At 64.4% G+C, this 13,952-nt stretch carries 12 protein-coding genes; 5 read left to right on the plus strand and 7 right to left on the minus strand.

The features are described 5' to 3' along the window. Positions 1-154: 154 nt before the first annotated feature. The 4 genes from AC07R0_RS22065 to AC07R0_RS22080 all read left to right on the plus strand — a co-directional run bounded on the left by AC07R0_RS22065 (position 155) and on the right by AC07R0_RS22080 (position 4,024). Positions 155-1,345, plus strand: coding sequence for an acyl-CoA dehydrogenase (locus AC07R0_RS22065; protein WP_495099156.1), 1,191 nt, complete (start codon positions 155-157; stop codon positions 1,343-1,345). Between the two features lie 63 nt (positions 1,346-1,408). Continuing rightward, positions 1,409-2,665 (plus strand): CaiB/BaiF CoA transferase family protein, encoded by a 1,257-nt coding sequence (locus tag AC07R0_RS22070; protein ID WP_495106472.1) that lies wholly within the window; start codon positions 1,409-1,411, stop codon positions 2,663-2,665. 136 nt (positions 2,666-2,801) lie between these two features. Then, the gene (locus tag AC07R0_RS22075; RefSeq protein ID WP_495106473.1) at positions 2,802-3,485 is read left to right on the plus strand and encodes a DUF3334 family protein; all 684 of its coding nucleotides are present in this window, start codon (positions 2,802-2,804) and stop codon (positions 3,483-3,485) included. 341 nt (positions 3,486-3,826) lie between these two features. Continuing rightward, positions 3,827-4,024, plus strand: a complete 198-nt coding sequence (locus AC07R0_RS22080; protein ID WP_495074772.1) for a YgaP family membrane protein — start codon at positions 3,827-3,829, stop codon at positions 4,022-4,024. A 73-nt stretch (positions 4,025-4,097) separates the two neighbouring features. On the opposite strand, the gene AC07R0_RS22085 is transcribed toward AC07R0_RS22080, so the two are convergent. The 6 genes from AC07R0_RS22085 to AC07R0_RS22110 form a co-directional block, all read right to left on the minus strand. Further along, complete coding sequence (locus tag AC07R0_RS22085; RefSeq protein WP_495106474.1) at positions 4,098-6,239, minus strand: alpha-galactosidase; 2,142 nt, start codon at positions 6,237-6,239, stop codon at positions 4,098-4,100. A 111-nt stretch (positions 6,240-6,350) separates the two neighbouring features. Further along, the gene (locus AC07R0_RS22090) at positions 6,351-7,502 is read right to left on the minus strand and encodes an ABC transporter ATP-binding protein (RefSeq protein ID WP_495106475.1); all 1,152 of its coding nucleotides are present in this window, start codon (positions 7,500-7,502) and stop codon (positions 6,351-6,353) included. Between the two features lie 14 nt (positions 7,503-7,516). Continuing rightward, positions 7,517-8,929, minus strand: coding sequence for an alpha-glucosidase/alpha-galactosidase (locus AC07R0_RS22095; RefSeq protein ID WP_495106476.1), 1,413 nt, complete (start codon positions 8,927-8,929; stop codon positions 7,517-7,519). A gap of 10 nt (positions 8,930-8,939) precedes the next feature. Continuing rightward, complete coding sequence (locus tag AC07R0_RS22100) at positions 8,940-10,253, minus strand: ABC transporter substrate-binding protein (protein ID WP_495106477.1); 1,314 nt, start codon at positions 10,251-10,253, stop codon at positions 8,940-8,942. A gap of 38 nt (positions 10,254-10,291) precedes the next feature. Next, positions 10,292-11,197 (minus strand): carbohydrate ABC transporter permease, encoded by a 906-nt coding sequence (locus tag AC07R0_RS22105; protein ID WP_495074767.1) that lies wholly within the window; start codon positions 11,195-11,197, stop codon positions 10,292-10,294. Between the two features lie 12 nt (positions 11,198-11,209). Next, positions 11,210-12,112: a carbohydrate ABC transporter permease gene (locus tag AC07R0_RS22110; RefSeq protein ID WP_495074766.1), complete on the minus strand. Its 903-nt coding sequence runs from the start codon at positions 12,110-12,112 to the stop codon at positions 11,210-11,212. 122 nt (positions 12,113-12,234) lie between these two features. Between AC07R0_RS22110 and AC07R0_RS22115 the strand changes: the two genes are divergently transcribed. Next, positions 12,235-13,305, plus strand: coding sequence for a LacI family DNA-binding transcriptional regulator (locus AC07R0_RS22115; RefSeq protein WP_495106478.1), 1,071 nt, complete (start codon positions 12,235-12,237; stop codon positions 13,303-13,305). 56 nt (positions 13,306-13,361) lie between these two features. Here AC07R0_RS22115 and AC07R0_RS22120 read toward each other — a convergent pair whose 3' ends face one another. Beyond that, the gene (locus AC07R0_RS22120; RefSeq protein ID WP_495106479.1) at positions 13,362-13,598 is read right to left on the minus strand and encodes a hypothetical protein; all 237 of its coding nucleotides are present in this window, start codon (positions 13,596-13,598) and stop codon (positions 13,362-13,364) included. Positions 13,599-13,952: the final 354 nt, after the last annotated feature.

Raw genomic sequence — 13,952 nt, forward strand, 5'->3', positions numbered from 1 at the left:
GGTGTTGAGGGACGGTTTGGTTTTTAAACATTCCTTCAGTGCATAACTGGGTGACGATTCATCGTTTGCAGTCAGGCCCCTCCTGGCTCTACCATGGGACATGCTGCGTACGACCGGTGCGCAGACCCCCCAGCATTCCCCAGGAGAGCTTCCCATGGCCCACGCCGCATTCCACTGGCAAGACCCGTTCTTGCTCGACCAGCAACTGACCGACGAAGAGCGCATGGTGCGCGATGCCGCTGCGGCCTATTCGCAAGACAAGCTGCTGCCGCGCGTGCTGCAGGCCTTCCGCCACGAGACCACCGACCCGGCCATCTTCCGCGAGATGGGCGAGCTGGGCCTGCTGGGCCCCACCATCCCCGAGCAGTACGGCGGCCCTGGCCTGAACTACGTGGCCTACGGCCTGATTGCCCGCGAGGTGGAGCGTGTGGACTCGGGCTACCGCTCCATGATGAGCGTGCAAAGCTCGCTGGTGATGGTGCCCATCTATGAGTTCGGCACTGAAGCCCAGCGCCAGAAATACCTGCCCAAGCTGGCCACCGGCGAGTGGATTGGCTGCTTTGGCCTGACCGAGCCCGACCACGGCTCTGACCCCGGCTCCATGGCCACCCGCGCCCACAAGGTGGCCGGCGGCTACAAGCTCAGCGGCGCCAAGATGTGGATCTCCAACAGCCCTATCGCCGACGTGTTCGTGGTCTGGGCCAAGGAAGTTGACGCGGCTGGCAACGTCGGCCCCATCCGTGGCTTTGTGCTGGAAAAAGGCATGGCCGGCCTCAGCGCCCCCGCCATCCACGGCAAGGTGGGCCTGCGTGCCAGCATCACCGGCGAGATCGTGATGGACGGCGTGTTCTGCCCCGAAGAAAACGCCTTCCCCGAGGTGCAGGGCTTGAAAGGCCCGTTCACCTGCTTGAACAGCGCCCGCTACGGCATCGCCTGGGGTGCGCTGGGTGCAGCTGAAGACTGCTGGCTGCGCGCCCGCCAGTACGTGCTGGACCGCAAGCAGTTCGGCAAACCCCTGGCCGCGAATCAGCTGATCCAGAAGAAGCTGGCCGACATGCAGACCGAAATCGCCCTGGGCCTGCAAGGCTGCCTGCGCCTGGGCCAGATGAAGGACGCGGGCACGGCAGCGGTGGAAATCACCTCCATCCTCAAGCGCAACAGCTGCGGCAAGGCGCTAGACATTGCCCGCCTGGCGCGCGACATGATGGGCGGTAACGGCATCAGCGACGAATTCGGCGTGGCCCGCCACCTGGTGAACCTGGAGGTGGTGAACACCTACGAGGGCACGCACGACATCCATGCGCTCATCCTCGGCAGGGCGCAGACTGGCATCGCCGCGTTTTAAGGATGCTCCCCACCGTTCGCCCTGAGCCTGTCGAAGGGCTTTTCACCTACGTTTGTTTCGACCATGACCACTGAATCCCCTCCCGGCGCACTGGCCGGCCTGAAGGTGCTGGACCTGTCGCGCGTGCTGGCTGGCCCCTGGTGCACCCAGATGCTGGCCGACCTGGGCGCCGACGTGGTCAAGGTGGAGCGGCCCGTGGTGGGCGACGACACCCGCCACTGGGGCCCGCCGTTCCTGCAGGACGCCGACGGCCATGACACCGACCAGGCCACGTACTTCACAGCCTGCAACCGCAATAAGCGCTCCATCACCATCGACATGGCGCAGCCGGCAGGCCAGGCGCTGATACGCCAGATGGCCGCGCAAAGCGATGTGCTGGTAGAGAACTTCAAGGTCGGCGGCCTGGCCCAGTACGGGCTGGACTACGCCAGCCTGCAGGCCGTCAACCCGGGGCTGATCTACTGCTCGGTCACCGGCTTTGGCCAGACCGGGCCGTACGCCGAGCGTGCGGGCTACGACCTGATGGTGCAGGCCCTGAGCGGCATGATGTCCATCACCGGCCGACCGGACGGCACACCCGGCGGCGGCGCGCAGAAGGTCGGCGTGGCGGTGATCGACGTGTTCACCGGCGTCTATGCCTGCAGCGCCATCCTGGCGGCCTTGCAGGCGCGGCACCGCAGTGGCCAGGGTCAGCACATCGACATGGCCTTGCTGGACGTGGGCATGGCCATTCTGGCCAACCAGGCGGCCGGCTTCGTCAATACCGGCAAGGTGCCGCAGCGCCAGGGCAACAGCCATCCCAGCCTGGTGCCATACCAGGACTTCCCGACGGCGGACGGCGCCATGCTGCTGGCCGTGGGCAACGACGGCCAGTTCGCCCGCTTCTGCGCCGCTGCCGGGCACAGCGCCTGGGCCACCGACCCGCGCTTTGCCACCAACACCCTGCGTGTGAACCACCGCGCCGAGCTGATTCCGCTGCTGGAGGCCGTCACCCGCACCCGCAGCACCGCCGACTGGATTGCGCTGCTGGAGGACAAGGCCGTGCCCTGCGGCCCCATCAACGACATCGCCCAGGCCTTTGCCGACCCCCAGGTGCAGGCCCGGGGCTTGAGGCTAAATCAGCCTGTAGCGCAGGTGGCGTCTGCGTCAGAAGCTATTGAATCCATAGCAAGTGTGGCCAGTCCGTTGCGTCTGACGGGTACGCCGCCGGTGCTGCATCGCCCGCCGCCGTTCTTGGGCGAACACACTGACGAGGTGCTGGCAGGGCTGGGCCTGGACGCGGCGGCCATTGCCGCGTTGCATGCAGCAGGGGTGGTGTAGGCGGCTGTTGCGCGGCGGAGGATGGTGCGTAGCCGTGTTTTACGCGCTATTTACGGGCTAAATTAATCGTAAGCAGGCGCTTACATGGCCTATGCTTGCCGCACTATCGCTTTGCAACTGCAGGACCATAAAAACCATGAGCAAACAAGAGCCCGCCGTCATATTCGGCACCGAAGACCTGCTGCTGAGCCTGTGCAACTCCGTCACCCGGGTGTTGAACGTGGCCACCCACAGCACGATCCACTTTTCCGGCATGGTGCAGCGCATCAGCAAAACCTGCCTCAAACCCGACATCGGCTGCTTCGTGCTGTTCGATGGCGGCTTCTCCGGCCTGGTGATCATCAACTTCACAGCCCAGGCGGCGATGGAGCTGTACGAGAGCTATCTGCTGAACATGGGCATGTCGCGCGAAGACCTGGTCACGTCCTTCACCTCGGACGAGGTCAGCAACGTGATGGGCGAGCTGATGAACCAGGTGGTGGGCGACTTCACCGGCAAGGTGCACCGCGAGCTGCAAACCCAGATCACCCAAAACCAGCCCAAGATGCTGGTGCTGAACAAGCAGGTCATCATGAGCGTGGACGCCAACCTCGACAAGCCCGAGGCCCGCCGCGTCACCTTCTACACCGCCAAGAACAACATCTTCTACCTGGAGCTGGCGGTAGACCGCACCGAGTTCATCAAGATCCGCGACTTCGAAGTGCCCGACGTACCCGACCCCACCGCGCTGATGGACCAGTCCTTCGACCACACGCCGGCCGCGCCCGCACCTGCGGCCAATAGCGATACGGATGATTTGCTGAAGTCGCTGGGGATGTAGGCGGTACGACCCACGGAGTGGGTCTTGCTATTGAAAGAGTAGCTGCTTGTGCAGGGTTTATCTGCGCTGGCGGCTATTTTTGTTTGTAGGGTGGGTGTTTATGGGCATCCCCAGCCGGGCGCACTTCCCGGCTGGGGATGCTGGCAGTATCAAGTAAATCCAAAGGTTCAAGCCAAATCACTCGCTAGCGCACGAATTACCTGCGCAGCATGCTATCAATTTAGGATTTATCGTCTTTTGAATCCATGGCCTGGCGCATCGAAGCCGGAGTTTGATCTGGGTCAGAGCCTTGGTGCGCCAATCGGCGTTCAATGGGGCATCTAAGCTTTCAAGGAACGACCATGCAAACCAATGTCGGCGGCATAGACCGCATTCTCCGTATCGCCGTGGGGGCCGGGCTGGTGGCTTTGGCTGCTACGGGCACGGTGGGGGCTTGGGGCTGGCTGGGCTTGCTGCCGCTGGCAACCGGGCTGGTGGGCTGGTGCCCGCCCTATGCGCTGTTTGGGTGGAATACCTGCGCGGTGAAGAGCAAGGGTTGATCTGCTATATAAAACGTAGCTTCTAGCGCAGGTGTTGCCTGCGCTAGAAGCCTGTTTGGATAGAAATATGCGCTCAGCCCACCCGCCGCAGCCGCACGATAAAGCAGGTCTCCGCCGTGGTGCGCGGCATGGGCAGGCCGGCCTGGGCCAGCCAGGCGCCGTGCAGCTCTACGCCGCCGGCCTGTAGCTGGTCGAAGAAGGGCGCGGGGGATTGGACGGCGCCGTCGCCTTCGATGGGTACCAGCTGCTCCACATGGTAGCGGGCTTGCGGATCCAGCATGGGCAGGCGCAGCGGGGGCGTGTAGCGGTGGCTGGTGGGCTGGCAGCGGTAGACGAAGAGCAGCAGGTCGTCGCTATCGCCATGCGCTTGCCAGACCAGGCTGTCGGCGCCTTCGCCGCGCCAGACGCGACCGTGGTGCAGCTGGTGCCTCCAATTTTTATAGCGCGCTATCCAGGTGCTGAGTGCGCTGCGGGTCGATTCGTCCAGACGCCGCACATCCAGTTCCACGCCCAGGTGGCCGGTCATGGCGACGGCTGCGCGGAAGGCTAGGGACTGGCTGCGGCCGGTGGTATGGGCCGGCGCGGTGCCGATGTGCGAGCCCAGGATCTCCGGCGGGAAGAACTGGCCAAAGCCTTGCTGGATCTGCACCCGCGACATGGCGTCTATGCAGTCGCTGGCCCACACGCGGTGGGTGTGTTGCAGCACGCCAAAGTCGATGCGGCCGCCACCACCTGAGCAGCTTTCGATCTCCACCTCGGGGTGGGCGCTGCGCAACCGCGCCAGCAGGGCGTAGACGGCCAGCACCTGGGCGCGGTAGCCGGGGCTGCCCAGGCCACCGGCCAGGGCGGCGGTGGTCAGGTCGCGGTTCAGGTCCCACTTGAGGTAGCGGATGGGGTGGGCGGCCAGCAGGGTGGCTATCTTGCCAAACAGGTAGTCACCCACCTCTGGGCGGGAGATGTCCAGCACCAGCTGGTTGCGCGAGGTGATCAGTGGGCGGCCGGTGATCTGCAGCGCCCAGTCGGGGTGCTGGCGGTGCAGATCGCTGTCGGGGTTGAGCATTTCGGGCTCGACCCACAGGCCGAACTCCATGCCCAGGCTGTTGACGTGCTGTACCAGTGGGCCCAGGCCCTGGGGGAACTTGTCCTGGTCGGGCCACCAGTCGCCCAGGCCTGCGCGGTCGTGGTGGCGGCGGTGGAACCAGCCGTCGTCCAGCACAAAGCGCTCCACGCCCACACTGGCGGCGGCATCGGCCAGGGCCATCACGTCGGTGGGCACCAGGTCGAAGTAGAAAGCCTCCCAGGTGTTCAGGTGCACCGGGCGCGGGCGCATGGCGCCGCCGGGCCAGGCCATGCGGGCGCGCAGGGCGGCGTGGAAGTTGGCGGCCAGACCGTTCAGGCCTTGTGTGGAGCAGCTGGCCACCATGTCGGGCGTACGCAGGCTCTGACCGGGGGGCAGCAGGCCTTCGCCAGGGGCCAGCCATTCGCCCATTTGCCATTGGTACTGGCCGTCGTGCAGCCACTCGATGGTTTGCTGGTGGTTGCCCGACCAGGCCAGGTGGGCGCCGAACACCAGGCCGTCATGGTCGGTGCTGCCGGGCGTGGTGACCACGGCGCCGGGGAAGCAGTCGTGCGAGGTGCGGCCGCGGCGGTTTTCCTTGCGCCACAGACTGCGGCTGAGCGCGTCGGTCTGCAGCAGGAATTCATGGTTGTGCTGGCCGGCGTAGGAGCGCACGGCATTGGCGTGGCCGGGCAGGGGCAGGGTGCAGGCTGCCAGCCATTGCACGTCGAGCGCTGTGTCGCCCAGGTTGGTCAGGGTGGTGTGCACGGTCAGCACGTCGCTGGCCGGGTCCAGCGCCAGGGCAACGTCCATGCGGAAGCGGGCCACGTCGTCGAACAGGTGCAACACGGCGGCGCAGCCGGGTGTGGTCCATTCCACTTCGCAGCGGGTAATGGCCTGGGCGAAGTCCTGGCCAGCGCGGTGGGCCAGCAGCGCGCTTTGGCCGAACCAGCCCACGCCGAAGGTGGGCACCAGGGTCAGCGGCTGGTCAAAGTCCAGCATGAAGGAGGGTAGGGGCCGGGTGCTGCGCAGCGCCGTGCCTGGCGTGCTGCCGTCCGGCAGGCCCGGGCCCCAGTAACGCCACAGGGGGGCCTCAAAGGCAGGGCATTCGAGGACCAGCGTGCTGTTGCGGCTGTGCAGGGTGAGGAAATCGGTCATGGGGGTGAAGGGATGCGTGGCGGTAAATGTCCCGTTCGCCCTGAGCTTGTCGAAGGGCTTCGACAGGCTCAGCCCGAACGGTGGTGGAGGGCTGGGTGGTTCTGTAGTCCTTCAGGCCGCGTGGGGAATCTGCATGTCTGCGATGGGGATGCGCCGCTCCAGCGCATGACCCGTTCCGTCGAACACATGCAGCGCGGCGGCGGGCAGGGATACGGCTACGCGCTGGCCGGCGTCGGCATGGGCCTGGCCGGGGGCTTTGACGACCACCGGTGCGTTGATGGAGCCGTTGTCCAGGAACAGGTAGGTGGATTCGCCCAGGCGCTCCTGCCACTGCACCTGGCGCACCACGTGCTGGGTGGCGGTGCCTAGCTGGGCATGCTCGGGGCGTATGCCCACGACCACCGGTTGACCGGGTTTGAGCGCGCTGGCGTCCACCATGGCGTCCACGGTTTCGCCGGTCTGCAGGCGCACGGTGGCCAGGGCCGCGCTGCCGCTGACCAGCTCGCCGGGCAGGAAGTTCATCTTGGGCGAACCGATGAAGCCGGCCACGAACATATTGCGCGGGCGGTGGTACAGCTCCAGCGGGCTGCCGCACTGGGCTACGCTGCCTTCAGTCAACACGGCCGGGCCGGCGTTGAGCAGCAGGATGCGGTCGGCCAAGGTCATGGCTTCGACCTGGTCGTGGGTTACGTAGACGGTGGCGGCGCGACCGAAGTCGCGGTGGATCTTGGCGATCTCGAAGCGGGTCTGCACGCGCAGCGCGGCGTCCAGATTGGACAGGGGTTCGTCGAACAGAAACACGCCGGGTTCGCGCACGATGGCGCGGCCAATGGCCACGCGCTGGCGCTGGCCGCCGGACAAGGCCTTGGGCTTGCGGTCCAGCAGGTGGTCCAGTTGCAGCACCTTGGCGGCTTCCGTCACCTTGGTGCGAACCAGCTTTTTGTCCATGCGGGCCAGGGTCATGCCAAAGGCCAGGTTTTCATACACCGTGAGGTGGGGGAATAGTGCGTAGCTTTGGAACACCATGGCCACGCCGCGCTTGGCCGGGGGCGTGTCGTTCATGCGTTGGCCGTCGATCAGCAGGCTGCCGCTGGTGATGTCTTCCAGCCCGGCCAGCATGCGCAGCAGGGTGGATTTGCCGCAGCCCGAGGGGCCGACGAAGACGCAGAATTCGCCCTGTTTGACATGCAGATCGACATTGCGGATGACCGCCACATCGTTCAGATAGTTTTTGTTGACGGCTTGGAGTTCGATGCTGGCCATGGTGCGGGTTCTCTTCAGGCGTGCAGGTATTCAGGCAGGAAGCTGCGGTGCGCGACCAGCAGCTCATCCACCATGGCGCGGATTTGCGACAGATCGAGCACGGCGGCGGTGTGCGGGTCTAGCATGGCTGCGTGGTAGACGTGCTCGCGGTTTTGTTCCAGCACGCTGGCGACCACCAGCTCTTGCACATTCACGTTGGTGCGCATCAGCGCGCCCAGCTGTACGGGCAGCTTGCCGACGCGGGTGGGCTGCACGCCGTTGGCGTCCACCAGGCAGGGCACTTCGACGGCGCAGCCTTGGGGTAGGTTGTCGATCAGGTTGTTGTTGATCACATTGCCGTTGATGACGCAGGGTGTGTCGGTCACCATGGAGTGGATGATGGAGCTGCCGTATTCCACGGAGCGGGTGACGGTGTTCAGGCCTTCCAGCAACTGGGCTGCGTCGTTCACCGAGCGCGGCATGACATGGATGTTGGCCGCCTGCAGCTGGGCCAGCAGGGTCTGCGGGCTTTGCGAGCCGGGCGTGGCCAGCTCGCGCTCGATATAGGGCCAGGCGTGTTCGAAGATTTCGCAGCGGCCGGGGTATTCGTCCAGCGGGATGTTGAACTTCTCCAGCAGCTCTGCGCGGTCCTTCTTGATGAACCAGGGCACGTACTCGGCAAAGTGCTCGCTCGACTCGGTGGGGAAGTGGCCCAACTGGTGCAGCATTTCGTAGCGCACGCGGTTCCATGCGGGTTCGCGGCCTTCGGCGTGGATCTGGCGCAGGCGCGGGTACAGGTCTTCGCCCTGGTGTTCGAAGCGCAGGTAGAACGACATGTGGTTGATGCCCGCGCACTGGTAGCGGATTTCTTCTGCCGGGATGTTCAGGTCGCGGGCCAGCTCTTCGGCGGTGTGTTGCACGCTGTGGCACAGGCCGACGGTGGGGATGCGGGTGCTGGCCGCGTTCAGTGCCCAGGTGATCATCGCCATGGGGTTCACGTAGTTCAGGTGCACGGCGCCGGGGGCGCACACGTCTTCCATGTCTTTCAGCATGGCCAGTTGCACGGGGATGGTACGCAGGCCGCGCATGATGCCGCCTATGCCCAGGGTGTCGCCAATGGTCTGCTCCAGGCCAAACTTCTTCGGGATCTCGAAGTCGGTCACGGTAGCCGGCTTGTAGCCGCCGACCTGGATGGTGCTGATGATGAAGCTGGCGCCGGCCAGCGCGCGGCGCCGGTCGGTGCTGGCGCTGATGGTGGGCACCACGCCCAGGGCGGCGGCCACGCGGCGGGCCACGCCTTCGGCCAGCTGCAGGCGGTGCTCGTCGATGTCGTGCAGCGCAATCTCGCAGCCCGCCAGCTCCGGGTAGGAGAGGATGTCGCCTAGCAGGTTGCGGGTGAAGACGATGCTGCCGGCACCGATGAGGGTGATTTTGAGATTGCGTGCCATGGACGGTCCTTTAGTTCTTCAGCAGTTGGTTGACTTTGGTGTTGGCGGCTTTGAGTGCGCTGCTGGCATCGGACTTGCCGGCCATCACCGCCTCCAGTGCGGACTTCATGATTTCGTTGACCTCATTGCCGTTGTCGGCAATCGGCGCCAGGAAGGTCTTGGACTTGGACATGGTGATGAAGGCGGATGAATCCACGCCCTTGGCCTTCTGTGCCGCGATTGCGTGCTCGGCCTCGCCCTTCACGGCTGGGAACACCACACCGTAGCCGGCGACCACGCTCTGGCAGCTGGCCGAGCCCAGGTACTTGACCCACTTCCAGGCTTCTTCCTTGACCTTGCTGCCGGCCCAGATGGAGTCGGCCAGGCCGTTGAACATGGTGGCGCGACTGCCTATGGGGCCGGTGGGCAGTGGTACCCAGGCGTAGTCGAACTTGGCGTTGTCTTTGAAGTAGGTAATCATCCAGGAGCCCTGGGGCACGATGGCGACCTTCTTGGCGACGAACATCGCGTCCGAGCCCAGGGACTTGGTGTTCTCAAAGCTGGCCGACACGCCCTTGGCCGGCAGACCCGCCAGGTAGGTCATGGTTTCTGCCAGCTTGGGGTCGTCGTAGTAGAACTTCGGGTCCCAGGGCTTGTCCTGGAACTTGAAGCCGTTGGACACGGCGAAGTGGCTCCATTCGGTCTGGCCCATCATGCTGGTGGTGCCGGGTGTCTGGTAGCCGTAGGTGGTGACGGTTTTCTTGTCGAACTTGGGCGAGGTGGCGTTGTTGCCCGCTGCGTCCAGCGTGAGCTTGCGCACCACTTGTTCAAAGCTGCCACCGTCCTTGGGGTTCCAGCTCATGTTCTGCAGGTCGGCCAGCGTGACGCCGGCCTTCTTGGCCATGTCCATGTTGACGATGAAGCCAATCGTGTCCCAGTCTTTGGGCAGGCCCAGCTGCTTGCCGTTGCGGCCCCAGATGTCGTACAGGCCGGCGGAGTAGCTGGCGGGGTCTACCTTGTCACGCTGGATCAGCGGGGTCAGGTCCACCAGCTGGTCGTTCTTGGCGAATTCGGGGTATTTGGCCAGGTGGTCGGTGAACACGTCGGGCGCGGTGCCCGAGACCATGCCGGTGGAGATCGCGCTCCAGTAGTCGTCCCAGCCGGACTGGGTGATCTTGATGGTGGTGCCGGGGTTGGCCTTGGTGAAGTCGGTAGCGCACTGCTTGTAGGCGGGTAGCTGGTTGGCGTCCCACAGCATGTATTTGACTTCGGCGGCACCGGCTGTGCCTGCGGCCAGAGCGGAAAGAGTGCTCACTGCGGCCAGGGTGGAAAGTTTGAAGTTCATCGGTTGTCTCCGTTAGGGTTGGTTTTGGTTGCGGGAAATCATTTGCCACCGCTGAACTGCACCGACTCGACCACCTGGCGGCCCAGGGTGACGAGCAGCACAATCGTTGGCAGTACGGTGATGGCGGTGGCGGCCATCAGGCCGGTCCAGTCGGGTTGGCCTTGCGGGGTTTGCGACTTGAAGGACTGCAAGGCGACCGGCAGCACTTGCAGCGCTTCTTCCTTGGCCACCAGGAAGGGCCAGAAGAATTCGTTCCACATATTGATGCCCGTGAGCATGGCGATGGTGGCCAGCGGCGTGATGCTCAGCGGCAGCACCACGCGGGTGAAGATGTAGAGCGGGGTGGCGCCGTCCAGCAAGGCGGCTTCTTCCAAGTCCCGCGGTATCGACAGGAAGAACTGGCGCAGGAAGAAGATCGAGAAGCCCTGCATCAGGCAGAACGGCGCCACCATGCCGGCCATGGTGTTGAGCAGGCCCAGGTCCTTGATCAGGATGAAGTTGGGGATCATGGTGACCACGCCTGGCACCATCATCGAGCCGACGAACATGCCAAACACCACATTGCGCCCCGGGAAGCGCAGCCGCGCAAATGCATAGGCGGCCATGGCGGCAAACGTCACCTGCATCACCACGATGATGCCGGTGAACAGCAGCGAGTTGCCCAGCGAGCGGGCGAGGTTGATCTCTGCGCCCGAGCCGCCCAGGGCCTGGCTTTCTTCCTGCGTCATCATGCCCAGCACGCGCTTGAAGTTGGCCAACGTGGGCTTGTTGGGCAGCAGCTGGGTGGATTCGGTGTACAGGTCGGCGGGGTGCATCAAGGCCGTCTTGACGGCCATCCACAGCGGCATCAGCGTGATGACCAGCATCAGGATCAGCATGGCCCAGGCGGCGATGCGGCCCCAGGCGATGCCTGGTTGGTGGGCGGAAGAGGTGGGGGAGTTCATCGAGTCGGCCTTTCAAGCGAGGTCGTTTTGCGAAGCCCGCATGACGCGCATCTGCACCACGGTGTAGAGCAGCATGACGGCGGCCAGCGTCATTGACATGGCCGAGGCGTAGCCCATCTTGTAGAAGCTGAAGGCGTTCTGCACGATGTAGTAGACGATCACCCGGGTGGAGTCCAGCGGGCCGCCGGCGGTGGTCACGGCGATGGTGTCGAATATCTGGAACGAGCCGGTCACGCTGGTCACCAGCACGAACACCATCACCGGGCGCAGCAGCGGCAGGGTGATGCGCCAGAACATCTGCCACTCGCTGGCGCCCTCCAGCGCGGCGGCTTCATACAGGTTGCGCGGAATGTTCTGCAGCCCGGCCAGGAACAGCATGGACACCAGGCCCATATGGCGCCAGATGTTCACCGCCGCCACCGTGAACAGGGCCTGGTCCGGCCCGCCAAAAAACGGCTGGCGCTCAAAGCCAATCTGCATGATCAGCGCATCCACCACGCCCAGCAGCGGGTCTAGCATCCAGAACCACATCAGCGCCACCAGCACGTTGGACAGCAGATAGGGCAGCAGCACGATGGACTTGACGAACAGCGACTTGGTCAGCCGGTCCATGGACACCGCCAGAAACAGGCCCAGCACCACCTGCAGCGGAATGTTCAACACCACGTAGATGGCAGACAGCTTCATGCCCTGCCAAAACTTACCGTCGTCCAGCATGCGGGCGTAGTTGTCCAGCCCGATGAACTTGGGCGCGCGCAGCATGTTCCAGTCGGTGAAGCTGATACCAATGGCGCGCAGCGTGGGCCAGGCATAGAACAGTGCAAAGCCGATGAAGGCGGGTAGCACCAGTGCCCAGGCTGTCAGCGTCTCGGTGCGCCGGGTGGGGCTGAGCGCATGCGGTGAGGTGGCTTGCATCGTGTCTCCTGTATATCTGACGCTTATGCTAACGCGAGTTAGTAAACGGATAGTAGTTTAATTAACACGCGTTAGTACTAGGGAAAACGCGAAATCGAGGGTTTCGGATACGATAGGGCGACATGTCCAGATCCTTGAAATCCCCCCCCACCAGCAGCGAGGTTGCGCGCCGAGCTGGCGTCTCACGCACCACCGTGTCCTTCGTGCTGAACAATGTGCGCGACCAGGGCATCAGCGAAGCCACGCGCGAAAAGGTGCTGGCCGCCGCGCGCGACATCGGCTACGAGCCGAATGCCGCCGCGCGCACCCTGGCCGGCGGCACCACCGGCACTGTGGCCCTGGTCATCCCCAAGGCCGAGCACCTGTATGTGGACGTGTTCCTGGCCCAACTGGTGGCCAGCATCAACCAGGAATGCCACCGCTACGGTTTGAAGATGCTGATCGAGTCCAGCGACGACGAGGGGCGTGAGCCCGGTGCCTTTGTGGACCTGGTGCGCAGCCGCCGCATCGACGGCCTGATCGTGGTCAACCCCAGCATGCCGGGGCGCGAGTACCTGGACCGCGTGCTGGAGGCCGGCATTCCCATGGTGGTGTTTGGCGCGGGCCTGCCCGATATGGACCGCTTCCACACCACCGGCAACGACACCTCTTTGTCGTCCAAGATGGCGGTGAACCATTTGATCGGCCTGGGCCACAGCCGCATTGCGTTCGTCAACTTCGCCCAACCCGAATACCTGGCGGTGAACGAGCGCGAGCGCGGCTGGCGCGAAGCCATGGCCGATCACGGTTTTGCGATAGACCCGGCCTGGGTGGCCTATGCCGACATCAGCGCCGCCAGCGGCTACCGCGCCACGCAGGAGCTGCTGGCGCGCAAGGCACCGTTTACCGCGCTGTTCGCGGGCAACGACACCATTGCCTTTGGCGCCATCCGCGCGCTGAAAGAGGCCGGCCTGCGTGTACCGCAGGATGTGGCCGTCGTGGGCTACGACGATATTCCCATGGCTGAATTTGCCAGCCCTCCGCTGACCACGGTGCGCACCGACACCATGGGCCTGGGCCGTGACGCCATGGCCATGCTGGTGGCCCTGCTGCGCAATGAAACCCCGGTACGCACCATCGTGCCCGACGCGCTGATGCCGCTGGTGGTGCGTGAGTCCTGCGGCGCTGGCTTAGCCGATTCTCAAAGAAAATAGGCTGCTCGCGCAGATAGATCGTGCGCAGGCAGCTATTTATTTAATAGCAACCGGCTTTAACGCGATGACAGCAGCAGCTTGATCCCCAGCAGGCCCAGCACTGCGCCTGTGGCCCGGTCTATGGCCGTCTTGGCCTGTAGATAGGTTTGCCGTGGCCGTGCCGACGACAGGGCCAGTGCCACCAGCACATACCAGCTGCCTTCCAGCACGAACACGCTGGGCGGCAGCGCCAGGCTCAGCGCTGCGGAGGGCGTCGCCGGCAGCAGGGCCGCGAAGATAACGCCGTAGACCACCGCCGCCCTAGAACGTGTTTGCGATCTATTTGAGGCCGCGTTGGGGAGCAATCGGGATGAGTTGGCTGTCAGCGCCCGCAGCATGGGCTCCCTGCCCATGCAAGGGTGATGGCGGGCAAATCGCCCGATTTCTCCCCAACCCGCAGGGCAGTTGCCTTTTCGGGCAGTCTGGGGCGTTGCGACTCTTGCCCATAGCGGGGCTATGGGTGGCGAGCCGCGCCTACCAGCCCCTCCCGAAAAGGCAGCTGCGCGGCCCCAAATAGATCGCAAACACGTTCTTAGAACCTGTTCAAAATCTTTTTTGATACTGACTTTCCGCTAAGCTGCTGGCCCCATGAGAGCCAAGTACCCCAG

It is taken from the genome of Rhodoferax sp. GW821-FHT07F03 (genome assembly GCF_059418745.1).